This is a genomic window from Massilia varians (assembly GCF_027923905.1).
Classification (GTDB): Bacteria; Pseudomonadota; Gammaproteobacteria; order Burkholderiales; family Burkholderiaceae_D; genus Telluria; species Telluria varians_B.
This window is the reverse complement of sequence record NZ_AP026966.1, coordinates 3,566,905-3,590,068: the sequence shown is the minus strand read 5'-3', so window position 1 is coordinate 3,590,068 and position 23,164 is coordinate 3,566,905. Positions and strand designations below refer to the sequence as shown.

General features: G+C 67.1%; 18 protein-coding genes. 9 read left to right on the top strand and 9 right to left on the bottom strand.

What is annotated here, in order from left to right; all coding sequences use genetic code 11:
* Positions 1 to 10 precede the first annotated feature (10 nt).
* The 5 genes from pheT to MasN3_RS16035 all read left to right on the top strand — a co-directional run bounded on the left by pheT (position 11) and on the right by MasN3_RS16035 (position 6,080).
* Complete coding sequence (gene pheT / locus MasN3_RS16055; protein WP_281908495.1) at positions 11 to 2,437, top strand: phenylalanine--tRNA ligase subunit beta; 2,427 nt, start codon at positions 11 to 13, stop codon at positions 2,435 to 2,437.
* A gap of 166 nt (positions 2,438 to 2,603) precedes the next feature.
* The gene (locus tag MasN3_RS16050) at positions 2,604 to 2,948 is read left to right on the top strand and encodes an integration host factor subunit alpha (RefSeq protein WP_281908493.1); all 345 of its coding nucleotides are present in this window, start codon (positions 2,604 to 2,606) and stop codon (positions 2,946 to 2,948) included.
* 11 nt (positions 2,949 to 2,959) lie between these two features.
* On the top strand, positions 2,960 to 3,367 hold the full coding sequence (locus MasN3_RS16045; protein ID WP_281908491.1) for a MerR family transcriptional regulator: 408 nt from the start codon (positions 2,960 to 2,962) through the stop codon (positions 3,365 to 3,367).
* Between the two features lie 261 nt (positions 3,368 to 3,628).
* Positions 3,629 to 4,261, top strand: coding sequence for a response regulator (locus MasN3_RS16040; RefSeq protein ID WP_027865355.1), 633 nt, complete (start codon positions 3,629 to 3,631; stop codon positions 4,259 to 4,261).
* Between the two features lie 304 nt (positions 4,262 to 4,565).
* Positions 4,566 to 6,080 (top strand): CHASE3 domain-containing protein, encoded by a 1,515-nt coding sequence (locus MasN3_RS16035; RefSeq protein ID WP_281908488.1) that lies wholly within the window; start codon positions 4,566 to 4,568, stop codon positions 6,078 to 6,080.
* On the opposite strand, the gene MasN3_RS16030 is transcribed toward MasN3_RS16035, so the two are convergent.
* On the bottom strand, positions 6,077 to 6,877 hold the full coding sequence (locus tag MasN3_RS16030) for a Crp/Fnr family transcriptional regulator (protein WP_281908486.1): 801 nt from the start codon (positions 6,875 to 6,877) through the stop codon (positions 6,077 to 6,079). The two genes, MasN3_RS16035 and MasN3_RS16030, sit on opposite strands and share 4 nt — an antisense overlap.
* A 271-nt stretch (positions 6,878 to 7,148) precedes the next feature.
* Here MasN3_RS16030 and MasN3_RS16025 point away from each other — a divergent pair, with 271 nt between their 5' ends.
* Both MasN3_RS16025 and MasN3_RS16020 read left to right on the top strand, forming a co-directional pair.
* Complete coding sequence (locus tag MasN3_RS16025) at positions 7,149 to 7,832, top strand: response regulator transcription factor (RefSeq protein WP_281908484.1); 684 nt, start codon at positions 7,149 to 7,151, stop codon at positions 7,830 to 7,832.
* Between the two features lie 18 nt (positions 7,833 to 7,850).
* Positions 7,851 to 9,239 (top strand): sensor histidine kinase, encoded by a 1,389-nt coding sequence (locus MasN3_RS16020; protein ID WP_281908483.1) that lies wholly within the window; start codon positions 7,851 to 7,853, stop codon positions 9,237 to 9,239.
* On the opposite strand, the gene MasN3_RS16015 is transcribed toward MasN3_RS16020, so the two are convergent.
* Genes MasN3_RS16015 through MasN3_RS15990 form a run of 6 tightly spaced genes read right to left on the bottom strand, consistent with a single transcriptional unit; the run spans position 9,218 to position 15,676 of the window.
* Positions 9,218 to 12,541, bottom strand: a complete 3,324-nt coding sequence (locus MasN3_RS16015; protein ID WP_281908482.1) for a pilus assembly protein — start codon at positions 12,539 to 12,541, stop codon at positions 9,218 to 9,220. The two genes, MasN3_RS16020 and MasN3_RS16015, sit on opposite strands and share 22 nt — an antisense overlap.
* A gap of 20 nt (positions 12,542 to 12,561) precedes the next feature.
* Positions 12,562 to 13,140, bottom strand: a complete 579-nt coding sequence (locus tag MasN3_RS16010) for a PilX N-terminal domain-containing pilus assembly protein (protein WP_281908481.1) — start codon at positions 13,138 to 13,140, stop codon at positions 12,562 to 12,564.
* Positions 13,137 to 14,207, bottom strand: coding sequence for a PilW family protein (locus tag MasN3_RS16005; protein WP_281908480.1), 1,071 nt, complete (start codon positions 14,205 to 14,207; stop codon positions 13,137 to 13,139). Before MasN3_RS16005 ends, MasN3_RS16010 begins: the two co-directional genes overlap by 4 nt.
* A 20-nt stretch (positions 14,208 to 14,227) precedes the next feature.
* The gene (locus MasN3_RS16000) at positions 14,228 to 14,815 is read right to left on the bottom strand and encodes a type IV pilus modification PilV family protein (RefSeq protein WP_281908479.1); all 588 of its coding nucleotides are present in this window, start codon (positions 14,813 to 14,815) and stop codon (positions 14,228 to 14,230) included.
* Between the two features lie 4 nt (positions 14,816 to 14,819).
* Positions 14,820 to 15,281 carry a GspH/FimT family pseudopilin gene (locus tag MasN3_RS15995; protein ID WP_281908478.1) on the bottom strand — a complete coding sequence of 154 codons (462 nt, stop codon included), beginning with the start codon at positions 15,279 to 15,281 and terminating at the stop codon, positions 14,820 to 14,822.
* Entirely contained in the window at positions 15,275 to 15,676 is a 402-nt protein-coding gene (locus MasN3_RS15990) for a type IV pilin protein (RefSeq protein WP_281908476.1), read from the bottom strand. Before MasN3_RS15990 ends, MasN3_RS15995 begins: the two co-directional genes overlap by 7 nt.
* A gap of 164 nt (positions 15,677 to 15,840) precedes the next feature.
* On the opposite strand from MasN3_RS15990, the gene MasN3_RS15985 reads away from it, so the two are divergent.
* Positions 15,841 to 17,520, top strand: coding sequence for a peptide chain release factor 3 (locus MasN3_RS15985; protein WP_281908474.1), 1,680 nt, complete (start codon positions 15,841 to 15,843; stop codon positions 17,518 to 17,520).
* A 41-nt stretch (positions 17,521 to 17,561) separates the two neighbouring features.
* Here the strand turns inward: MasN3_RS15985 and MasN3_RS15980 are convergent, their stop codons facing one another.
* Positions 17,562 to 18,263: an outer membrane beta-barrel protein gene (locus MasN3_RS15980; protein ID WP_281908473.1), complete on the bottom strand. Its 702-nt coding sequence runs from the start codon at positions 18,261 to 18,263 to the stop codon at positions 17,562 to 17,564.
* A 295-nt stretch (positions 18,264 to 18,558) separates the two neighbouring features.
* Between MasN3_RS15980 and MasN3_RS15975 the strand changes: the two genes are divergently transcribed.
* A complete protein-coding gene (locus MasN3_RS15975; RefSeq protein WP_281908472.1) occupies positions 18,559 to 20,262 on the top strand; it encodes a methyl-accepting chemotaxis protein in 1,704 nt (567 codons plus the stop codon).
* Positions 20,263 to 20,270: 8 nt separating this feature from the next.
* Here MasN3_RS15975 and gcvP read toward each other — a convergent pair whose 3' ends face one another.
* Positions 20,271 to 23,150, bottom strand: a complete 2,880-nt coding sequence (gene gcvP, locus MasN3_RS15970; RefSeq protein ID WP_281908470.1) for an aminomethyl-transferring glycine dehydrogenase — start codon at positions 23,148 to 23,150, stop codon at positions 20,271 to 20,273.
* Positions 23,151 to 23,164: the final 14 nt, after the last annotated feature.

Below are 23,164 nucleotides of genomic sequence, written 5' to 3'. Positions count from 1 at the left end.
TAAAAAGAACATGCAATTCTCCGAAAACTGGCTCCGCTCGATGGTCGATCCGAAGTTGAGCTCGAGTGAACTGTCGCACCTGCTCACCATGTCCGGCCTGGAAGTCGAGGAAGTCGAGCCGGTCGCGCCGCCGTTCACCAACGTGGTGGTGGCCGAGGTCAAGGAAGTCGCCAAGCACCCGGACGCCGACCGCCTGAACGTCTGCCAGGTGGACGTCGGCACCGGCACCCTGTTGAATATCGTCTGCGGCGCACCGAACGTGCGCGCCGGCATGAAGGCGATCTGCGCCAAGGCCGGCGCCGTGCTGCCGCCGGGGCTTGATGGCAAGCCCTTCGCGATCAAGGTCGGTAAACTCCGCGGCGTCGAGTCGCAGGGCATGATGTGCTCGGCCAAGGAGCTGAAAATCTCGGAAGAGAGCAGCGGCCTGATGGAACTGCCGGCGGACGCACCGGTGGGCACCGACATTCGCGACTACCTCGGCCTGGACGACCTGAAGTTCACCATCAAGCTGACCCCGAACAAGGCCGACTGCCTGTCGGTGCTGGGCGTGGCGCGCGAAGTGGCGGCCCTGACCGGCACCCCGCTGCACGTGCCGACCACCAAGCAGGTCGCCGTCAACCTGGACGAGACCCTGCCGGTTCGCATCTCGGCGCCGGACCTGTGCGGCCGCTTCTCGGGCCGCGTCATCCGCGGCCTGAACGCGCGCGCCGCCACCCCGGACTGGATGAAGCAGCGCCTCGAGCGCAGCGGCCAGCGCTCGGTATCGAGCCTGGTCGACATCTCGAACTACGTGATGCTGGAAGTCGGCCGTCCTTCGCACGTGTTCGACCTGGCCAAGATCCACGGCGGCCTGGATGTCCGCTGGGGCAGGAAGGGCGAAAGCCTCAAGCTCCTGAACGGCAATACGATCGAGGTCGACGAGTGGGTCGGCGTGATCGCCGACGACAAGCAGATCGAATCGCTGGCCGGCATCATGGGCGGCGACGCCACCGCCGTCACCCTGGACACCACGGACATCTACCTGGAGGCGGCCTTCTGGTGGCCGAACGCCATCCAGGGGCGTGCCCGCAAGTACAACTTCTCGACCGACGCGGCGCACCGCTTCGAGCGCGGCGTCGACTATGCGACCACGCTCGAACACTTCGAGCGCATCACCGCCCTGATCGTCGAGATCTGCGGCACCGACGCTACCCGCGTCGGCCCGGTCGACGACCAGGCCGTGAACCTGCCGCAGCCCAAGCCGGTCGCCATGCGCACCGCCCGCGCCGCCAAGGTGATCGGCGTGCCGCTGACCGATGACGTGGTCGCGGACATCTTCACCCGCCTGCAGCTGCCGTTCACGTTCGACAACGGTGTGTTCCAGGTGACATCGCCGTCCTACCGCTTCGACATCGAGATCGAGGAAGACCTGATCGAGGAAGTGGCGCGCGTGTACGGCTTCGAGAACATCCCGACCCGTCCGCCGGTCGCGCCGACCACGATGCTGATCGAGCCGGAAAACACGCGTTCGCTGTTCGCGATCCGCCACCAGCTGGCCGACCTGGGTTACCAGGAAACCGTGAACATGAGCTTCGTGGAAGCCCAGTGGGAGCAGGATTTCGCCGCCAACGCGGACCCGATCCGCCTGCAGAATCCGATCGCCAGCCAGATGAGCGTGATGCGCTCGAACCTGGTGGGCAGCCTGCTGGCCAACGTGCGCTACAACGTCAACCGCAAGGCCGGCCGCGTGCGCGTGTTCGAAGTCGGCGCCGTCTTCAAGCGTAACGCCGAGGTACAGGACGGTCCGCTGTCGGTGGCCGGTTTCGAGCAGCCCAAGCGCGTCGCCGCCATGGCCTACGGCCCGGTCAACGACGAGCAGTGGGGCGAGAAGACCCGCCCGGTCGATTTCTTCGACCTCAAGGCCGACCTCGAGGCCCTGTTCGCCCCCAGCGTGCTGCGCTTCGTGAAGGGCGAGCATCCGGCCCTGCATCCGGGCCGCAGCGCCTTCGTCGAACTGGACGGCAAGCGCATCGGCTTCATCGGCGAGCTGCATCCGCGCTGGCTGCAGAAGTACGACCTGCCGCAGGCGCCGGTCGTGTTCGAGGTCGATGCCGAGGCGCTCTGCCTTCGCAGCGTGCCTGCCTACGCCGAGATTTCGAAGTTCCCGGGCGCCACGCGCGACCTGGCGCTGGTGGTGAAACAGGCCGTCGCGGCCCAGGAAGTGCTCGATTGCTTCCACGCCGAGATCGCTGCGAATCCTGGCGGAAAGATCGTGCAAGCCGTTGTTTTGTTTGATGAATACCGCGGCAAGGGCCTGGAGACGGATGAAAAAAGCCTTGCTTTCCGCTTTGGCATGCAAGATACTCAATCGACGCTGCAGGATGATGCGGTCGATGCCATCATGGCGGCCGTGGCCCGTGCGGCACAAGAAAAAGTCGGCGCAAAGCTGCGTGGATGACGCGTTGTACCGGGTGCTCCGGCGGAGCGCCCTGGTGACGCGTCTATCATTCCAAAACATCGTTTCTTGAAGGGTGGGCTTCAAAATTAATAACAACGACGTTGATTCGGCCGTGTTCCAGGAAGCGCTGGCGGCCGATCTGCATCGCGCGACCCAAGTGGCGCGGATGCGGAAGGAAGCAGAGAAGGACCTGCCGACCCTGACCAAGGCCGAGCTGGCAGAGCTGCTGTTCGAGCAGGTCGGCCTGAACAAGCGCGAAGCCAAGGACATGGTCGAGACCTTCTTCGACGAGATCCGTAACGCGCTCGAGCGCGGCGAGGCCGTCAAGCTGTCTGGCTTCGGCAACTTCCAGTTGCGCGACAAGCCGCAGCGGCCGGGCCGCAACCCGAAAACCGGGGAAGAGATCCCCATCACGGCGCGCCGCGTCGTGACTTTCCACGCGAGCCAGAAGCTCAAGGGAATGGTCGAGGAGACTAATCCGCCGAGTAATTCTCTGGCCCGTGCTGCCTGAGCAAAACGTAGATGAGCGAACGACCGAACAAGCCTGAACCCGTGGTGCTGCCGCCGATCCCGGCGAAGCGCTATTTCACGATTGGTGAAGTGAGTGATCTGTGCGGCGTCAAACCGCATGTGCTGCGCTACTGGGAGCAGGAATTTACCCAGCTGAAGCCGGTCAAACGCCGAGGTAACCGCCGTTATTATCAGCACCACGAAGTGCTGCTGATCCGCCGCATCCGCGAACTGCTCTACGAGCAGGGGTTCACCATCAGCGGCGCGCGCAACCGCCTGGACGGCCGCGGCCACGAACTGGCCGATGCGCACGAAGAATTGGCGCCGGCGGCCCCGAGCGTCGATGTCGAGATGGTACGGGCCGAGCTGCTGGACATCCTCGAGTTGCTGAAGCACGGCAGGAGCGCCAGCGCCGCCTGAGCGGCTCCGGCACGCCGGGCCCTGGCATCGTGCCGCCGCCGGTTGCATGCGCGTTTGACGCGATATGCGGGCCGCTCCGTGGAATCCGTCCTTGCGCTGCCCTGCCTATGCGTGCCGCGCATAACTCAGCAAGTGTGTGCCTTGATGCCTTGCGCCGTAGTGATAGAATGTCACTTGCGGTCATGCTTATATACGCATGCAAGCCGGGGCGTATGCACGGACCCGGCACTTTCCTGAAAAGGGAAAATTTAAGGGAAGACAATGATACGCGTTGCCATTTGTGACGATCACCAAATAGTTAGAGCAGGGTTCAAGCAGATTTTCTCGTCGTCGGGCGAGTTCGAAGTCGTCGCCGAAGGCGCCACCGGGCGTGAAGCCCTCGATATCGCACGCCGCGAAATCTGCGACGTCCTGTTGCTCGACATTGCCATGCCGGACCAGAGCGGCATCGATATCCTGCGCACCATCCGCCAGGGCCAGCCCAACCTGCCGGTGCTGATCCTGTCCGGTTATCCGGCGCAGCAATATGCGCTGAACCTGTTCAAGATGGGCGCCAACGGCTACCTGAACAAGGAATGCGAGGCCGACGAGCTCAAGACCGCAGTGCGCACCGTTTACCAGGGGCGCCGCTACGTCAGCTCGACCGTGGGCGAGCTGCTGGCGCAGAGTTTCGACCGCGACCCGAACACGGCCCTGCACACCGAGCTGTCCGACCGCGAGTTCCAGGTCTTCCTGCGCCTGGCCAAGGGGGCGACCGTGTCGGACATCGGCAATGCCCTGTCGCTGTCGATCAAGACCGTCTCCACCTACCGTACCCGCATCATGGAAAAAATGGGCCTGCAGTCGAACAGCGACCTGACCTATTACGCCATGAAGAACAACCTGCTCGACTAAGCCTTGCCCCGACGCGCCGGCCCGCCGGCGCGCCTGCCCCCCGCTTTGCCAGCTCCGCCGGCTGACAACTTGCCAGCCAACAACTGTTTCCAAGCGTTACAAAAATTTCGCCGGTGTGCAACATTTGTATTGCATACCGCCGCGTCCTCGCGCACACTGCTAAGTGCCTGCCACCCAGCATGTCCGTTTCCATTAACAAGGCTGGCACCGCGTAACGTCTGGTTACCCCAAGGGCCTCACTGCACTGTCGAGCTAACGCGACTATAATCGGCCCGGACGGCACCAGTTGCGCGAAAGGAAGCCCATGTACTTTTCCACTGCCTTCGACGGCAAGCGGCTGCGTGGTCTGCCGCTCTCCAAGACCCTGTTGTGCGTGGCCTGTGTCGTGATCCTGGTCATCAACGCGGTCTTCCTCATCCGCAACCTGGATGACCTGCGCTCCGGCAATGCCCTGCAGGCCCAGACCGCCCGCGTCTCCGACGAACTGCAGTACCTGAACCTCCTCGTCACAGACGCCGAAAGCGGCTTGCGCGGCTATTTCCTGTCCGGCTCGGAAGTCAATCTGGGGCCGCTGCATTCGGCGCCCCAGCAAATCGACAGCCAGTTGCGCGCCCTGGGCGTGCTGCTGGCCGACAATCCTTCGCAAACCAGGAACCTGGCCCAGTTGCGCACCCTGGTGCAGCGCAAGCTCGGCCTGATGCACGAGTCGCTCGAGGTCTACCGGCGCGGTGGGCTGGTCGACATCGTCGCCATCTCGGCCGCCGCCGACGAGCGCGGCCAGATGGACGAGATCCGCCTGCAGGTCGTGATCATGACGCGCGAGCAGAACGAACTGCTGGCCAGCCGCACCGCCGCGTTCTACGAACAGTCGCGCCGCACGGTGCTGCTGGGCGTCGGCATCAATGCCGCCGCCATTCTCGTGATCCTGCTGTTCCATGGCCTGGTGCAGCGCAGCTTCGGTCTGCGCCTGGAAGCCGAGCGCGCCCTGCAGCAGACCAACGACAGCCTGGAGGCGGTGGTTGCCGAGCGCACCGAGCAATTGTCGGTGCTGTCGCGCCACCTGATCCGGGTGCAGGAAGAAGAGAAGACGCGCCTGGCGCGCGAGCTGCATGACGAGATGGGCGCCAACCTGACGGCCATCGGCATGGACATGACTTCAGTCAGCGAACAGCTCAAGGGCTCGCATCCGGAACTGGTGGCGATGCTGGGCCGGGCCCGCCGGACCCTGGTCGACACCGTGCAGCTCAAGCGCCGCATCATCGAGAACCTGCGCCCGAGCCTGCTCGACAACATGGGCCTGTCGGCTGCGCTACAGAGTTATTGCGCCGATTATGCGCGGGTCACGGCGCTCGACTGCGACGCCCTGATCGATGCCGAAGCCGACCGCGCCGGCCCGATGCAGGCGATCGCGCTGTTCCGCATCACCCAGGAAGCCCTGAACAACATCGCCAAGTACGCCAAGGCGCGTACCGTGATCGTCAACCTGACGCGGGAACCGGATGGCTGGGAGCTCGAGATCACGGACGACGGCATCGGCATTCCGCTCGATGCCATGGCCAAGTCCAAGTCGCACGGCCTGCTGGGTATGCGCGAGCGCGCGCTGCTGCTGGGCGGCAGCCTGAACGTGGCGCGCGGCGTGAACAATGTCGGCACCTGCGTGCGCGCCTGGATTCCGGCGGCGGCCCCGGGCGCGGACGGCACGGCGAGCGCCGTGCCGGTCCTGGGAAGCGCGGAAATGAAAACGCCGTCCCTGTCGATCGGGACGGCGGTCGAGGCCAGGAGCGGCAAGGCGCCCGATGGGGCGCCGGTGGGTTCTTAACGGGCCACGTCGCTCAGCAGGCGGTCGTACTCCGACTTGGCGACCTTGTAGCATTCGCCCGCATACTCTTCCAGGCCGGCACGGTCCAGCACGGTGATGTTGCCGCGGCGGTACTGGATCAGGCCTTCGTCCTGCAGCTTGCCGGCGGCAGCGGTGATGCTTTCGCGGCGCACACCGAGCATGATCGAAATCAGTTCCTGGGTCACTTTCAGCTCGTTGCTGGCCGAACGGTCCAGGCGGTCGAGCAGCCAGCGGCACAGTTTCTGCTCGATCGAGCTGTGGCGGCCGCCGACGGCGTTCTGGGCCATCTGGGCGAACAGGGCGTTGGTGTAGCGCATCAGGAGCTGGGGCAGTGCGCCGCCCTTGTTGAATGCGTCGCGCAGGAACTGGGTTTTCAGGCGGTAGCCGTAGCCGGCGCTCTGGACCACGGCGCTGCAAGTGGCGCGCTCACCCATGAACAGGGACACGCCGACCGCGCCTTCGTGGCCGACCACCGCGATCTCGGTGGTGGCGCCATCTTCCATCACGTACAGCAGCGACACGATTGCGGTCGTCGGAAAATACACGTATTCCAATTTGCTGCCATACTCGAACAACTCCTTGCCGAATGGCAGAGGGACGAGTTCCAGGTGCTCGAACAGGGTTTCCAGGTCTTGGCGGGGCAGGGCGCCGAGCAGTTCGTTCTGCTGGGTGCCGCTGTAGCTGACAACGGGGCGGGACGCGGCTTTCACAGTCTCACTCGTGGCGGGGATTTTGTGTTGTGCCTTTTGCATACCACCAAGCTGAGCGTTGTTCATTTTCTGTCCTCTTATCTCTAACGTGTATCGGTTTGCGATTGTGTGAGGTCTTGTTTTCGTTTCCTCATCGCGATGTGTGAACAATAAGGCTATAGTCTGTTGGCGAACATAAGACAGGTAGTCGCCCCCATGTAGGCTTGCCGCATGATGTTTTGTAAGTCCAGTCCTACTGGAGAGAATGCTACTCCGGCAAGGATTTTTCTTATGCTGAGGAAACGTTTGCGGGCCGGTTTCGCGCATAATATGGCTTTCCTCTTGCTCTCCCGCGCCGATGCCCTTGCCCCTCCTGCTGGTCGAAGACGATGCCGTGCTGGCCGATGGCCTGCTGCGCACCCTGCAGGCCCAGGACATGCAGGTCGAACTGCTGCGTGACGGCCTGGCGGCCGACGCCCGGCTGCAAGATCCGCAGTCGGCGGCGCAGTGGTCCGTCATCGTGCTCGACATCGGCCTGCCCGGCATCGACGGCTTCGAAGTGCTGCGCCGCCTGCGCGCGCGCGGCGCCGCCATTCCGGTGCTGCTCCTGACCGCCCGCGACGCCATTGCGGACCGGGTGCGCGGGCTGGAGGCCGGCGCCGACGACTACCTGGTCAAGCCCTTTGCCACCCCGGAACTGGTGGCGCGCATCCGCGCGCTGGCGCGGCGCTTCGCGCCGCCTCCGAGCCAGCTGGGCCTCGGGCGGCTCGCGCTCGATGGCGCCACCCGCCGTGCCCGCATCGGCGAACGCCCCCTGGAGTTGTCGGTGCGCGAATGGGGCGTGCTCGAGTACCTCCTGCAACACGCCGGGCGCGTGGTGTCCAAGCAGCAGATCATCGACGCCATCGCGCCCTGGGGCGAGGACCTGACCCTCAATGCGGTCGAGGTCTATGTCTCGCGCCTGCGCCTGAAGCTCGAGGGCGCCGGCGTGGCGATCCGCACCATCCGCGGCTTCGGCTACCTGCTGGAAGCCGGGAACTAGCGCCTTCGCGAGCGTTTCATGAGCAGCATCCGCCTGCGCCTGCTGAAGAGGCTGGTCGCCCCCATCCTCGTGTTCAACCTGCTGGCCGCCAGCCTGACCTACCTGCTGGCCTGGACCCCGGCCCAGCGTGCCTTCGACCAGGGCCTGCTGGACGCCGCCGGCGCCCTGGCCACGCGCCTGCGTCCGGGCGGCGCGGCGCTCGACTTGCCTGCGAATCTGCCTGCGAGTTTGCCCGAAGCCGCGCGCGCGCTGGGCGTCGCTTCGCCCGACGCCAGCTGGTTCGTGGTGCGCGACGCGCAGGGGCGGGTACTGGCCGGCGACCCTGCTTTTCCACGCCGCGCCGGCGGCGAGCCGGTGCGCGACGAGCGCATGCACGGGCAGCCGGTGCGGGTGGCCAGCCTGCTGGTGCCGGGTAGCAGCGGTCCGGTCGAGGTCGGGGTGGCGCGCACCCTGGCCCAGCGCCAGCAGGTCCGTTCGGCCATCGTGCGCGCGCTGGTGCTGCTCGAAGTCGTGTTCAGCCTGGCGCTGGTCGGCCTGGTCTGGTTCTCGGTCGGTAACGGCCTGGCGCCGCTGGCGCGCCTGCGCGCCCGCCTCGATGCGCGCGGCAGCCACGACCTGGCGCCGCTGGTGGACGCGGGCATGCCGCGCGAGCTGCTGCCGCTGGTGAGCGCCTTCAACGCGCTGCTCGAACGCATCGCCGCCGGCGCCCGGGCCCAGGACGATTTCCGCGCGAATGTCGCGCACCAGCTGCGCACCCCGCTGGCCGGGCTGCGCCTGCAGCTCGAGTGGCTGGCCGGCCGCCACCGCGACGATCCGGAGACGGTGCGCAGCGTCGAGTTGCTGTTGCAGGCCAACGAACGCATGATCCGCCAGGCCAACCAGCTGCTCGCGCTCGAACGCGCCGCGCCGGAGCGCTTCGCGCAGGCACGCTTCTCCGCGCTCGACCTGTCAAGCATCGTCGGCGAGTCGGTCCAGTCTTTCGTGGAGCGCGCGCTGCGCAAGGACATCGACCTGGGCTTCGAGCTGGCGCCGAGCTGGCTGGAAGGGGAGCGCCACATGCTGCGCGACCTGGTCGACAACCTGGTCGACAATGCGCTGCGCTATACGCCGGCGCAGGGCCGGGTCACGGTACGCTGCCGCCCGACCCCCGAGGGGGTCGTGTTCGCGGTCGAGGATTCGGGCCCCGGGATTCCGTCAGAGAAGCGGGCCCGGGTGTTCCAGCGCTTCGTGCGGCTCGACCAGCACAGCCAGGGCTCGGGCCTGGGCCTGGCGATCGTGCGCGAGATCGGCGCCGCGCACGGCGCCCGGGTGGAACTCGGGGAGGGAGCGGAGGGGAGCGGCTTGCGGGTCACGGTCCGCTTTCCCGCCGAACGATCCGTTCCTCCTCAGTCGGCGCCCGAGGTATAGCTGTAGCTGCGCTTGCGCCGCGAGTTGATGCTCGGGCGGATCTTCTGCGGGGCGATCGCCACGCTGGCGCCGGCGCTGCGCTGCACCGCGCCGATCACGACCGTGGTCGCCTGCGGCTTGCCGTTGACCGTGACCGGCACACCGGTGGCCAGCACCGGCGAGGGCGGCAGGCCGCCGCCGACAAAGGGCGAGGAGCGCTGGCCGCCGCAGGTGCCGTCCACGCCGATCGCGCCGGAACCGTTGAGCAGGTTGACCCAGTAGCCGCGCGCTTCGCCCAGGGTGGTGGAGCAGGTGCCGGCCAGCGGCGGGATCGAGCGGTTGGTGCTGAAGGTCACCATGCCGCCGGCAATCAGCGCCGAGGTCACGACCTGCTCGCCCTGGCCGTTCTCGTTCAGGTCCATGAACCAGCCTTTCAGGCTGCTGGCCGGCAGCACCGCCGCGTTCGAGCAGGTGTTGCGGGCGCTCGCGCTGTAGTTTTCCAGCGCGTCGAGGTCGACCGCATCGGTGCCGGCGCCGGCCGCCAGGCTGTCCTTGTAGACGTAGAAGCGGTTGGTGACGGTCGCGAACGGATACTGGCTGGCCAGCGGATGCTCGCGGTCGCCGCTGCCGATCGCCACGTAGACGTGGTCCGGGGCCGCCAACACCGCCGGCGCGAATAGGAACTTGCGGCCGCCGCCGCTGGTGGCGGCCACCTTGCGGCTGGTCCAGGCGCTGCTCGACTGGGCGCTGCGGCTGGCGTCCACGAAGTCCACCCGGTACAGGCTGCCGCCGGTATCGGCCGCGTAGGCGTAGTCGGGCATGGCGTCGTTGTCGATGTCGACCAGCGCGACGTCGGCCGCCACCGGGCGCGTGGTCGGGAAGCTGCGCAGCAGCGCGCCGGTCGCGGCGTCGAGCACGTAGATCACGCCGCCCTTGGCATTGCTGCAGGCGGGAGCCCGGCTGTCGGCGTCCTCGCAGCCGTCGTAGCCTCCGCCCACCACCAGCACCGGCGCGGCGCCCGCGCCATAGCCCTTCAGGAAGGCCACGCTCGGCGTCGACCAGGTCTGGCCGATGCCCGCCATGCCGGCGGTGCATCCGGTATCGTTGTTCAGGTTCGGGCAGCCGGCCTTCCACTTGAACGTCGGCGACTGCGGTTTGCTGACGTCGAGGGCGTAGATCATGCGTCCGCCGCGGCGCATGGTCGGGAAGATCCATACCTGCGAGCTGTCCGCATTCTGGTAGACCCCGGTCGAACCGTCGAAGAAATAATCCTTCCTGGTTGGCGTGATGTCCATGTCCGGCATGTCGGGATAGGCGACCAGCGGCGTGTTGCTCATCAGGCGCGACAGGCGCGGGAAGAATTCCGGCGCCACGAAGGCCCAGCGTTCGACCCCGGTGTCGGCGTTCATGGCGCGCAGGGTGCCGTCGTTGGCGCCGTAGAACACGGTCACGCCGACTTTCTCGCCGTCGATCTGCTTGCCGCCGTAGTTGATCGGCAGCGGACGCGAATGGATCACGTCGCCGTGGATCGAGGGACGGGTGGTGCTGGCATTGAGCGCGCCTTTCTCGCCGGTCACGTCCTCGCCGCGGATGAACCGGACCAGGTCGGCGGCCATGCCGCTGTTGGCGCTGGTGAGATCCGCCAGGCCGGCGCTGGTGTGGGTCAGCACCTTGCGGTTGACCGCCTGGCCGCCCGCGCCGTTGCCCTCGCGCAGGACCTGCGCGGCCGCGCCTTTTTCCACGAAGGGGCCGTCGGGCAGGTCGGAAAAGGCGTTGAAGGACACCGTGCCGCAGGTGCCCAGCGGGGCCGGATCGATGCCCAGGCCCTCCCAGTAATTCTTGCTGTCCTTGGTCCAGTAGCTGGCCGCGCAGGGCGTCACGAAGCCGGTCACGGTATTCACGGCCACCTTGCCGTTGACGTCGCCCAGGTCGACATTGCCGTTGTTGTCGACCAGCTGGTAGCGTTTGAGGTTGCCGAACCAGCGCGGCTTGGCCTTCTTGTCGGGACGGAACATGCCGATGAAGACCTGGTTTTCGTTCTGCGAGCGGTTGGTGGCGTTCACCGGCAGGCTGGTCGAGGCGAAGGTGCTGTTGACGGCCTGGATCTCGATCAGGATTTCCTTGAGGGCGTCGACGATCGAATCCTCGTTCTTGGCCAGGAAATACTTGCCGCCGCCGGCGCGTGCCATGCTCAGCAGGAGCGAGGTGTGCTCGGCGTTCGGCTGGGCGTTATGGACGTCGATGGTATACGTCGTCACGTTCGGGCGGATGCTGCCGCTCGGCATGGCAATGCCGCGATCGTGCAGCAGGCGCGCCCATTCGTCGGCATTGCGCGGCCCGGTGTCGGTGCTGAAGGTGCCGGTCGGGATATTCGTGATCTCGATGTCGGTGGCCACCACGCTGTAGCGGCTGTTGCCGGCGGTGCAGACGCCGGCATCGCTGGGCACCGCATTGCCGATCTTGCAGCCTTCGGTGTAGCCGTCGCAGACGGCGCTGAAGGACGGCAGGGCCGAGGCGGCCGCGGTGGCGCTGCCATAGCAGGCGGGGGTCGTGCCCACCGTGGTCGAGGTGGTCAAGCTCTTGGTGCTGAAGTTCGGCAGGCCGAGCTGGGTGACCGGCTGGCCGTTGAGCGTGTTCAGCAGGGCAGTGTTGGCGGCGCTGTCCTTGGACGGGCCGCTGGCGTTGGGATTGCCGATGAAGATGACGAAACTCTTGCCGCACAGGTTGTCGAGCGTGAGCGGCGACTTGAAGCGGGAAAAGGCCGTGGTGTAGCCGTTCCTGTCGGCCTTGCTTGCCAGCGTGGCGCTAGGCGAATACGAACTGGCCCCGGCAAAATAGTTGTACACGTCGTACATCAGATTGCCGTAGGGCGTGTTCGAGTTGCGCTTCTCGTCCGGGCTGTTGATGTTGTTGTAGATCGTGGTCAGCTGGCTGCTGATGGCGTTGCGGTTGGTTTCGTCCATCGGCTGGACCGCATAGCGGATGAAGCCGCCGTCGTCGTTGGCGTTGCCGCCGGTGACGTACTCCATCAGGCCCAGGCTCACCGAGCCGGCGAGCTCGGCAACGACGCGCTTGATCGCGTTGACCTCCGACTGGCCCTGGGTGATCCCGCCCGCCCATTTCTGGTTCTGGCGCGCCCAGTTCGAGGTGTTGTCGAGCACGATGAGGATGCGCGGATTGAGCCTGGGGCCGGCCGACGCGCCGGTGAAGATATCGATGTCGTCGGCGCCCGCCGGCAGCGGCAGCAGGGCGAGCGCGCCGGACAGGCCCAGGCTCAGGCGCAGGGCAGCCGGACGGGAAAAGAGGCGCATGGTGCGGAACATGGTGAATCCTTCTCGGCAGCTCAAGTGGTGGGGCAATTGTTGGTGACATCGTCGCGCGCCACGCGCACGGCCACGCCCTGGGTGACCCTGACCTGGGCTTCGGTCTCGACGTCGGTGGCCTCGGCGCTGATTTCCCAGATGCTGTCGGCGCAGGCCGAGTTGCCGTCGACGGCGCCGGCCACGCCGAAGCTCTGCGAACTGCCCATGCTGCACACCTGGTCTTCCACCTTGGCCAGGTCGAGCGCGGTGTTCTTGATCACCGGCGCCTTGACGCATTTCGGGCTGGGCGTGATTTTCACCCGCACATCGTCCTTGCCGTCGCCGTTGGTGTCGACGCAGCGCTGGTTGTCGGCGCCGCAGGGGTTGGCCAGCACGTGCTGGGGCGTGACCGTGAAGCGGGTGTTGCTGATGGCTTCTTCGATCACCTCGCGGGCCGCCGCGGCGGCTTCGTCACGCTGCTGCATGTTGCTGACGATTTGCAGGTTCGACTTGCCGACGTTGAAGGTGGTCAGCGCCACCAGGGTCAGGAGCACCAGCAGGACCAGGGCGGTGATCAAGGTCACGCCGCGCTGGCGCCGCGGATGGGGAAAGCGAATCATGGCAGCCTCCTTCCGGCCGGGTTGGGCAGCGCCACCCGGGTCTGGAACACGTGGCGCTTGTAGGCATCGCCCGCGGCGTCGATGGTGTGCGCTTCGCCGTCGGCATCCAGGCCGAGGGTGTAGCTCTTGCGGTCGACGTAGCCGGGGCTGGCCCGGGTATTGCGGGCCAGCACGTGGATGCGGACCGCGACCGCCGCGCGCCAGTTGCTCACCGCGCAGGCGGCGCTGGCGCAGCCGTTGGCGCTGGCCGGGTCGGCGGTGATGAGGTCCGCCACGCCATCCTTGGCCAGGTCCAGGCCGTATTCGACCTGCAGGTTCTCGATGCCTTCGGCCAGCGGCACCACGGTGTTCCAGGTCGGGGCCTGGCCGGTGCTGCCGAGCTCGAGGCGCTTGAGCGTCGGGATGCCGTCGCCGCTGCGATTGTTGTTGGCTACGTAATAGATATGGGTCAGGTAACGGCGCTTGGCCGCCAGGGTGCCGCTGCCGGCGACCGGGCTGCAGTCGCGCTGGTGCCGGTTCAGGTTGACCTCCGACAGGCTGAGCGCGTAGAAGTCGGCGACGTTGGGCGAATCCAGTTCGGTGGCGTTGTTGCACAGCGAGGCCTGGAAGAACGGGCCGCCGCTCGACAGCGGGGCGCAGCTGCCGACGCCGGCAATGCAGGTGGCGGCGCGGCGCACCACCAGCACGTCGGTGCCAGCGCGCACGTCGCTGAGGCAGGCGGGCAGGGCGGCACCGGCGTCGAGGCCCTGGACCGGCAGCACCAGGGCGGCCTTGAGTTCGTCCAGGTTGGCGGCGCACAGGGGCGGCAGGGCGGCCGGGCTGGCCAGGACGGTGGGGTCGAACTCGGCGTAGTAGCCGGCGTTGCGCAGGTCGACGCCCAGCACGTCGATCGCGTAGCGGCCGTTCTCGACCTGCAGGTGGGCCTGCTCGATTTCCTGCTGGGTGCGCATATTCTTGACGAACATCGTGGACAGGCCGGCCAGGATCAGCAGGCCGATGCTCGACGCGATCATCAGCTCGGCCAGCGAGAAGCCGCCGGCGCGGCGTAATGTTGGGATGGGACGCATGCTGTTCTCCTGTGCCGGCTTCACGAGCAGCCCGGCAGGGCGACGGCGACGCGCGCCGACACGGTGCGGCGGTGGGTGTCCGCGCCGTACTGGTCCTTGCCGCAGGCCTGGGCCGGGGCCTTGGTCGCGTGCATGCCCTGCCAGGCCACGGTGACGAGATAGACGGCCGGGCTGCAGACGCCGGCGGCCTGGTTTTCGGCGCGCACCAGTTCGACGCAGCCGCGCGCGCCCTGCATGGCGCCGGCGTTGTTGCCGCTGCGCTGTTCCGCAGCGCCCTGCAGGGCCAGGTTCCACTCGCACAGGTCGCGCTGGGTGCCCACCGCCGCCGCCGCGCAGTCGGTCTCCAGCGTGCTGCCGGTGCCGAGCGGCGCTTCGGTGACGTAGGCGCCGGCCTGGGCGCCGTTGCCGGACAGGCGCGCCTGCATGTCCTGCAGCAGCACCGCGGCCTGGGCGCGCTGGTAGGACTCGATCGTGCCGACGTGGGCCTTGGCCTGGAAGGCCGCCAGACCCAGCAGGCCGAAGGCGAGCACGACCATCGTGATCAGGACTTCGAGCAGGCCGACGCCGCGCTCGCGCAGCCGGGAGGGGAGGGAAGGGGTTCGTTTCATGGCATCAGCACGCGGATTGGGTCTGGCTCGGGCGTCCGGACAGGTCGACCTTGACGCAGCGCAGCTCGCCCCCGGCCAGGGCCGCGATCTCGAAGGACGGCAGGCTCGTGCCCTTGATGCGGCCGTTGGCCCCGTAGGTGACGCGCGCCGGTCCGGTGATGCTGGCCACGCCGACCGCCGGGTGGCTGTGCAGCACGCGGCTGGCGTCGCTTGCCGCGGCAATGCTCCAGCCGGCCAGCCAGCCGCTGGCGCCAGGAGCCAGCGTGACCTCGGCGTTGCGCTTGATGGCTTCGCTGCGCGCCAGGTTCAAGGCGGTGTGCAGGTCGGTGCCGGTGCTGCGCGCGCGCATGGCGGCGACCCAGTTGCCGTAGGCGGGCGCCGCGACCGCGCCCAGGATCGCCATGACGGCCAGCGCCGTCATCAGCTCGGGCAGGGTGAAGCCGCGCGCCGGGCGTGGACTTACCATTTGCCGTTCGGCGTACGCACGCCCGCCTGGTTGATGCTCAGTTCGCCGTCGCCCGACTGGGTCGATCCGGGCCAGGGCTTGGCGGTGATCGTGTAGCCCTGCGGCGGACCTTCCACCAGGGTGATCTTGACCTCGTACTTGGCGGTGACCGCGCTCGGCGGCGTCACGCCCATCTCGGCGGGCGTGGCGGCGTAGCTGCGGCTGTCGGCCATGTACTGGACCTGGGCCTGGCTCAGTTCCATCAGGTAGGACTGGGCCGCGGCGCGGTTGCTGCGCACCACATACTGGTTGTACGAAGGCAGGGCGATCGCCGCCAGGATGCCGATGATGACCACCGCCACCATGAGTTCGACCAGGGTGAAACCGCGCGGGCGCCTGACGATTGGGGAAATCATTGTTTCCTCACGGAATTATAGAATGTTGCCCAGTATAAACACCAAAGCTGTCAAATTGCTGACACAGCCCCGCGTGGAAGGGCGATCTGATGCGCGCCGTCCACACAAGGCGCCCCGTACCCGGTAAAATCGCCGGTTTTGCATCAATCCCTTTGGCCGAGACCATGTCCACCGATACCGCAGCACCCGGCAACGAGAACGCCGACGAGATCTCCCTCCAGGAAGGCGCCGCCGGCGCAGCCAAGCCCGCCTCCCTGATCGCGCGCGAAGTCGCGCGCCGCCGCACCTTCGGCATCATTTCCCACCCGGACGCGGGTAAAACCACGCTGACCGAGAAGCTGCTGCTGTTCTCGGGCGCGATCCAGCTGGCCGGCACGGTCAAGGGCCGCAAGAGCGGCCGCCATGCGACCTCGGACTGGATGGACATCGAAAAGCAGCGCGGCATCTCGGTGGCGTCCTCGGTGATGCAGTTCGAATTCCGCGAGCACGTGATCAACCTGCTCGACACCCCGGGCCACCAGGACTTCTCGGAAGACACCTACCGCGTGCTGACTGCGGTCGACTCGGCCCTGATGGTGATCGACGCGGCCAAGGGCGTGGAAGAGCAGACCATCAAGCTGCTCGACGTCTGCCGCATGCGCGACACCCCGATCGTTACCTTCATGAACAAGCTCGACCGCGAAACCCGCGACCCGCTCGAGCTGCTCGACGAAGTCGAATCGGTGCTGAAGATCGAATGCGCGCCGGTGACCTGGCCGATCGGCATGGGCAAGAACTTCCGCGGCGTGTACCACCTGCTGCGCGACGAGATCATGCTGTTCAAGGCCGGCGAAGAGAAGGCCGACGGCGCTTTCGAGATCGTCAAGGGCATTGACAACCCGAAGCTGGCCGAGATGTTCCCGCTCGAGATCGAGCAGCTCAAGATGGAAGTGGAGCTGGTGCACGGCGCCTCGCACGTGTTCGACCTGGAGCGCTTCCTGTCGGGCGTGCAGACCCCGGTGTTCTTCGGTTCGGCGATCAACAACTTCGGCGTGCGCGAGATCCTGTCGGCGCTGGTCGACTGGGCCCCGGCCCCGCGCGAACGCGACGCCACCGTGCGCGCGGTCGAGCCGACCGAGCCGAAATTCTCCGGCTTCGTCTTCAAGATCCAGGCCAACATGGACCCGGCCCACCGCGACCGCATCGCTTTCCTGCGCGTGTGCTCGGGCCGCTTCGAGAAAGGCATGAAGGTCAAGCACCTGCGCCTCGGCCGCGAAGTGAAGCTGTCTTCGGTGGTGACCTTCATGGCCTCGAGCCGCGAGCAGGTGGAAGAAGCCTACGCCGGCGACATCATCGGCCTGCCGAACCACGGCAACATGCAGATCGGCGACAGCTTCTCGGAAGGCGAGATGCTGACCTTCACCGGCATCCCGTATTTTGCGCCGGACCTGTTCCGCACCGTGCGCATCCGCAATCCGCTGAAAGTGAAGCAGCTCCACAAGGGCCTGCAGCAGCTGGGCGAAGAGGGCGCGGTGCAGGTGTTCAAGCCGATGCTGGGCTCGGACCTGATCCTGGGCGCGGTCGGCGTGCTGCAGTTCGAGGTGGTGGCGAGCCGCCTGCTGAACGAATACGGCGTCGACGCGGTGTTCGAGAGCAGCAGCATCTCGAGCGCGCGCTGGGTGTCGAGCGACGACAAGAAAGCCTTGTCCGACTTCGAGAACCAGCTCGGCCACCAGGTCGCGGTCGACGCGGCCGGCAACCTGGCCTTCCTGGCCACATCTGGCGTCAACCTGCGCCTGACCCAGGAACGCTGGCCCAAGCTGACCTTCCACGCCACCCGCGAGCACGCGGCCAAGCTGGGCTAAGGTCCGTCAACCGGGGCGCCGGTATGGCGCCCCGTCTCCCGTCAGAACCCGAACCCGACGCTGCCGCGCAAGCCGGTGGCGTTCGAGTTGCTGCGGAACTTGTCGGCGCTGCCGTTCATGATGACTTCGCCCTTGAGCGTGGCCTTGTCGTTCAGCTTGTACTTCGCGCCCAGCGCGCCGTAGGCGCCGGTGCCGGTCTCGCTCCCGAATGCGCCGGCGGATCTGCCGGCGGCATGGGCTTCGGCCATGTCCCGCGTCACGAAACCGTCGTTCTTCACCACGCTCTGGGCGACGCCCAATTTTCCGTAGGCGGTCAAGCGCTCGTTGACCGGCACAGTGATCTTCGCAGCAAGATACGTGGTGTAGCTCCGTTCCCCGAGCACGCCTGCTCCTACGGCCTCGTCGATTGCCATCTCCCGCGCGTTGAACGGGTTCGGCTTGTGGAAACCGCGGTCGTCCAGGTGCGAGTAGCCGGCCTCCAGCGCCAGGTACTGGTTGAAGGCGTAGCCGAGCACCAGCCTCGGATCGGTGCGGAAGCCCTGTGCCTTGAACAGGCGGTCGTTCGGATTGGCGGTCTCGTTGCCGCCGTAGAGCGGCTGGTAGCGTTTGAAACCCTCGGCCAGCGGGCCGAAGCGTCCGCCGGTCTGCGCCGATAGCTGCGAGGACGGCCCCTCGACGGTCTGCGCCCCGGCGCCGCCGGCGGCGAGGAGTGCGGCTGCAACAACGATGCACTTGGCGTTCATGCGTGTTCCTTTTCGTGAGGTGCTTGTTCTGCTCGAGCGGAAGGATACAACCTGCATCGGAAGCAACTATATCAAAATAGTAAGTGATTGTTTCACAATACATATGCCTGTTGGTTCGAAGGCCGAGATGGTGGGCGATCTGAGGGAGCGCAAACCGGCACCAGATTGAAGCGCGTAGATTCGTTGAATGCGTTTAGGAAATTAAACAAAAGGTCTGTGTCATTCTCAGGGAGGCATTATGCTGCTTCGACCGGCTCCTTCCCACGCAAGGCTGTCTTCGCACCGCGGCTGAGCCATGCTGTCGCGACTGAAAATCGGCCCCAAGCTGCTGCTCGCACCCGGCGTCGTCCTGCTGCTCCTGGTGCTGCTCTCGAGCGGCGCCTATTACGCGATGGTGACGCAGCACCAGTCGCTGCAGTCGATCGTCGGTCCGCGCGCGGTGCAGACGCGCAGCGCCGTCGAACTGGTGGGCCAGGCCCAGCGCGTGCATGCGGACACCTACAAGCTGCTCACCTGGCTCGGCAGCAGCTTCTCGCGCGAGCGCATCGACGTGCTGATCGCCGACATCCACCGCCAGCATGGCGCGATCGAGCGCGCCTTCGCCGAACTGCTGCGGCGCACCGGCGACAGCGCTGAACGGCGCCACGCCGAGCAGGCGGCCCAGGCCCACCGCTACTATGTGCAGGCGGCGCGCGAAGTGGTCAAGCTGGCCCACGCCGACGAGGCGGTCGGCGCGAACGCCATGATCAAGCCCGAGGCCGCGTTTTCAAGGCTGGTGGAGCGCATGGGCATGCTGGCCAGGCTCGAGCGTGAGCTGTCCGAACAAGCGTCCAGCGAGGCCGCCGCCGATTTCCGGCTCACGGCCGCCCTGATGCCCTTCGTGGTGCTGCTCGCGGTCGGGGTCTCGCTCGCCATCACGGTGGCGGTGCGGCGTGCGCTGCTGCTGGAAATCCGCGGCATCGGCGCGGCAGCGCAGGGCCTGGCGAGCGGCGACCTGACGGTCGGCGAACGGGTCTATGGCGAGGACGAGATCGGCGAGACCTCGCGCGCGCTCGACGCCGGCATCCGCAACCTGAACGGCACCCTGCGCACCGTGCTTGAATCGGCGCGCACCATCGGCAGCGCTTCGCGCGACCTCAGCCTCCGGAACCTGAGCATGCACAGCCGCGCGGTATTTCGCAGCCGTTCGCTGGAAGACACGGCGGCCAGCATGCAGCAGCTGGCCGAAACCGTGACCGTGACCGCCACCAACGCGCTGGCCGCCAACCGGCTGGCGCAGTCGGCGTCGCACGGTGCGCGCGAGGGCGGGCAGGGCGTCGCCCGCATGGCGGCCACCCTGGCGCGGGTCAAGGAGGGCGCCGCCCGCGCGGCCGAGGTGGCGGCGGCAATCGATGCCTTTGCCAGCGAAGCCGGGACGCTGGCGCTGAACGCCGCCCTCGGCGCGGCCCGCAACGGGAAGCAGGGACAGGATGCGGACGACGAGTTCGCCCACGCGGCCAACGAAGTGCGCGCGCTGGCCCAGCGCGCGGCCGGCGCCGCGCGCGAGGTGCGCGAACTGGCGGCGCGCTCGGTGGCCGAGATCGAAGGCTGCGCCGCATGGGCCATCCAGGCCGGCGCCGGCGTCGAGGATGCGCTCGGGGCCGCGCGCGAGATGGAGGACGTGCTGGGCCGGATCGGCAGCGCCAGCGCCGGCCAGGCCGGCAGCCTGGCCGAGGTCAACCAGGCGATCGTGCGGATGGACGAGGTGACCCAGCAGAATTGCGCGCTGGTCGAGGAAGCGGCGGCGGCGGCGGCGCGCACCCTGCAGATGCAGGCGCTGACGCTGACGCTGTCGCGCAGCGTGGCGGCCTTCCGCCTGGAGGAGCCGGCTGCGGCGCCGGCGCCGCAGCCGGAGAGCATGGCGCCGCCGCCAATGGAAAACGGCGCCCCCCGGGATCTTCCCAGGGAGCGCCGCCGTCACGAGCGCTCGCACTTGCGGCTCGCATCGAGCCGCAAATAGGTCAGCGTTTATTCATAATCGCTGATCGGCGCGCAGCCGCAGAACAGGTTACGGTCGCCGTAGACGTTGTCCGCGCGGCCGACCGGCGGCCAGTACTTCTTCTTGCGCAGCGAGGCGACCGGGAAGGCCGCCACTTCGCGCGAGTAGGTGTGGGCCCACTCGTCGGCGGTCACCACCTCGGCGGTGTGCGGGGCGCCCTTGAGCGGGTTGTCCATTTTGTCGTACTCGCCGCGCTCGACCTTCACGATCTCGGCGTGGATGGTGATCATCGCTTCGATGAAGCGATCCAGCTCGGCCTTCGACTCCGACTCGGTCGGCTCGATCATGAGCGTGCCCGGCACCGGGAAGCTCATGGTCGGGGCGTGGAAGCCGAAGTCCATCAGGCGCTTGGCCACGTCCTCGTTCGAGATGCCGGTCTTGTCCTGCAGCGGACGCAGGTCGATGATGCACTCGTGCGCGACCAGGCCGTCGTGGCCGGTGTACAGCACCGGGTAGTGCGGGGCCAGGCGGCGCGCAATGTAGTTGGCGTTCAGGATCGCCACTTCGGTCGCGGCGGTCAGGCCCGAAGCGCCCATCATCGCGATGTACATCCACGAGATCGGCAGGATCGAGGCCGAGCCGTAGGCGGCCGCGCTCACCGCGCCGATGCCCGCTTCGTTGCGGACGTAGCCGGTCGACAGCTGGTTCGGCAGGAACGGCGCCAGGTGGGCGCCGACGCCGATCGGGCCGACGCCGGGGCCGCCGCCGCCGTGCGGGATGCAGAAGGTCTTGTGCAGGTTCAGGTGGCTGACGTCGCCGCCGAAAGCGCCCGGCGCGGCCACGCCGACCATCGCGTTCATGTTGGCGCCGTCCACGTAGACCTGGCCGCCGTGCTGGTGCACGATCTCGCACAGTTCGCGGATACCCTCTTCGAACACGCCGTGGGTCGACGGATAGGTGACCATGACGCAGGCCAGGTCGCGGCTGTACTGCTCGGCCTTGGCCTTCAGGTCGGCCAGGTCCACGTTGCCGTTCTCGTCGCAGGCGGTGACCACCACCTTCATGCCGACCATGCTGGCCGATGCCGGGTTGGTGCCGTGCGCCGAGGACGGGATCAGGCAGATGTTGCGGTGGCCTTCGCCGCGCGACTGGTGGTACTTCTGGATCACCAAGAGGCCCGCATACTCGCCCTGGGAGCCAGCGTTCGGCTGCAGCGAGATCGCGGCGTAGCCGGTGGCGGCGCACAGCATGGCTTCCAGCTGGGCGATCATCTCGCGGTAGCCGACGGTCTGGTCGTTGGGCGCGAACGGGTGGATGTTCGAGAACTCCGGCCAGGTGACCGGGATCATCTCCGAGGTCGCGTTCAGCTTCATGGTGCAGGAACCGAGCGGGATCATGGTGCGGTCCAGCGCCAGGTCCTTGTCCGCCAGGCTACGCAGGTAGCGCAGCATCTCGTGCTCGGCGTGGTAGCGGTGGAAGGTCGGGTGGGTCAGGTAGTCGGTGGTCCGGGCCAGTGCGGCCGGGAAGGCGTCCTGGACGTCCGCATCCAGCGCGTCGATGTCGACCGACTTGTCCTTGCCGAAGATCGAGAACAGGGCGGCGAGGTCGTCGCGGGTGGTGGTTTCGTCCAGCGAGATGCCGACGTGGCCGTCGTCGATGCGGCGCAGGTTGATGCCGGCCGCTTCGGCGGCGGCGTGCAGTGCTTGCGCGTCGCCCTTGACGGTCAGGGTGTCGAAATAGGTCGTGTTGAGCACCTCGGCGCCGAGCTGCTTCAGGCCGGCGGCCAGGATCGCGGTTTGGCGGTGCACGCGGGTGGCGATTTGCTTCAGGCCCTGCGGGCCGTGGTAGACCGCGTACATGCCGGCCATCACGGCCAGCAGTACCTGGGCGGTGCAGATGTTCGAGGTCGCCTTTTCGCGGCGGATGTGCTGCTCGCGGGTCTGCAGCGCCAGGCGGTAGGCCTGGTTGCCCTGGGCGTCGACCGTCACGCCGACCAGGCGGCCGGCCATGGAGCGCTTGTATTCGTCGCGGGTGGCCAGGTAGCCGGCGTGCGGGCCACCGAAACCGAGCGGCACGCCGAAGCGCTGGCTGTTGCCGACGACCACGTCGGCGCCCCAGGTGCCCGGCGCTTCCAGCATGGTCAGGGCCAGCAGGTCGGCGGCCACCACCACCATGGCGCCGGCGGCGTGCAGGTGCTCCACCGCGGCGCGGTAGTCGCGCACTTCGCCGTTCACGCCCGGGTACTGCAGCAGCACGCCGAAGCAGGTCTCGTTCAGGGTTTCGATCTCGCTCGCGGCGATCACGCGCACTTCGACGCCGATCGGCTCGGCGCGGGTGCGCACCACTTCCAGAGTCTGCGGCAGCACGTCGTCGGCCACGTAGAAGACGCGGGAAGCGGACTTGCCGACGCGCTGCAGCAGGGTCATGGCTTCGGCGGCGGCGGTGCCTTCGTCCAGCATCGACGAGTTGGCGATGCCCATGCCGGTGAGGTCGGTGATCATCTGCTGGAAGTTCAGGATCGCCTCCAGGCGGCCCTGCGAGATCTCCGGCTGGTAGGGGGTGTAGGCGGTGTACCAGGCCGGGTTCTCGAAGATGTTGCGCAGGATGACCTTCGGGGTATGGGTGCCGTAGTAGCCCTGGCCGATCATCGACTTCATGACCTTGTTCTTCGAAGCCAGCGCTTTCAGGGTCGCCAGCGCTTCTTCCTCGCTGCGCGGTTCGACGAACTGGCCGAGGTCCATCGTGTCCTGGCGGCGGATGTTCGCGGGCACGACAGCGTCGATCAGGGCGGCGCGCGAGGCGTAGCCCAGGGTCGACAGCATGGCTGCCTGTTCGGATTCGGACGGGCCGATATGGCGCGGGATGAAGGAGTCGCGCGCTTCGAGTTGGGTGAGGCTGGAGCGGGTCATGGTCAATTCAGGAG

Bases quoted from the DNA above. Each gene is read 5' to 3' on its own strand.
- MasN3_RS15980 (WP_281908473.1), bottom strand. From the start codon at position 18,263: ATGAACGCCAAGTGCATCGTTGTTGCAGCCGCACTCCTCGCCGCCGGC.
- MasN3_RS15995 (WP_281908478.1), bottom strand. From the start codon at position 15,281: ATGGTAAGTCCACGCCCGGCGCGCGGCTTCACCCTGCCCGAGCTGATG.
- MasN3_RS15985 (WP_281908474.1), top strand. From the start codon at position 15,841: ATGTCCACCGATACCGCAGCACCCGGCAACGAGAACGCCGACGAGATC.
- MasN3_RS16025 (WP_281908484.1), top strand. From the start codon at position 7,149: ATGCCCTTGCCCCTCCTGCTGGTCGAAGACGATGCCGTGCTGGCCGAT.
- MasN3_RS15975 (WP_281908472.1), top strand. From the start codon at position 18,559: ATGCTGTCGCGACTGAAAATCGGCCCCAAGCTGCTGCTCGCACCCGGC.
- gcvP (WP_281908470.1), bottom strand. From the start codon at position 23,150: ATGACCCGCTCCAGCCTCACCCAACTCGAAGCGCGCGACTCCTTCATC.
- MasN3_RS16030 (WP_281908486.1), bottom strand. From the start codon at position 6,877: ATGAACAACGCTCAGCTTGGTGGTATGCAAAAGGCACAACACAAAATC.
- MasN3_RS16040 (WP_027865355.1), top strand. From the start codon at position 3,629: ATGATACGCGTTGCCATTTGTGACGATCACCAAATAGTTAGAGCAGGG.
- MasN3_RS16015 (WP_281908482.1), bottom strand. From the start codon at position 12,541: ATGTTCCGCACCATGCGCCTCTTTTCCCGTCCGGCTGCCCTGCGCCTG.
- MasN3_RS16005 (WP_281908480.1), bottom strand. From the start codon at position 14,207: ATGCGTCCCATCCCAACATTACGCCGCGCCGGCGGCTTCTCGCTGGCC.
- MasN3_RS16035 (WP_281908488.1), top strand. From the start codon at position 4,566: ATGTACTTTTCCACTGCCTTCGACGGCAAGCGGCTGCGTGGTCTGCCG.
- MasN3_RS15990 (WP_281908476.1), bottom strand. From the start codon at position 15,676: ATGATTTCCCCAATCGTCAGGCGCCCGCGCGGTTTCACCCTGGTCGAA.
- MasN3_RS16000 (WP_281908479.1), bottom strand. From the start codon at position 14,815: ATGAAACGAACCCCTTCCCTCCCCTCCCGGCTGCGCGAGCGCGGCGTC.
- MasN3_RS16045 (WP_281908491.1), top strand. From the start codon at position 2,960: ATGAGCGAACGACCGAACAAGCCTGAACCCGTGGTGCTGCCGCCGATC.
- MasN3_RS16010 (WP_281908481.1), bottom strand. From the start codon at position 13,140: ATGATTCGCTTTCCCCATCCGCGGCGCCAGCGCGGCGTGACCTTGATC.
- MasN3_RS16020 (WP_281908483.1), top strand. From the start codon at position 7,851: ATGAGCAGCATCCGCCTGCGCCTGCTGAAGAGGCTGGTCGCCCCCATC.
- pheT (WP_281908495.1), top strand. From the start codon at position 11: ATGCAATTCTCCGAAAACTGGCTCCGCTCGATGGTCGATCCGAAGTTG.
- MasN3_RS16050 (WP_281908493.1), top strand. From the start codon at position 2,604: ATGCGGAAGGAAGCAGAGAAGGACCTGCCGACCCTGACCAAGGCCGAG.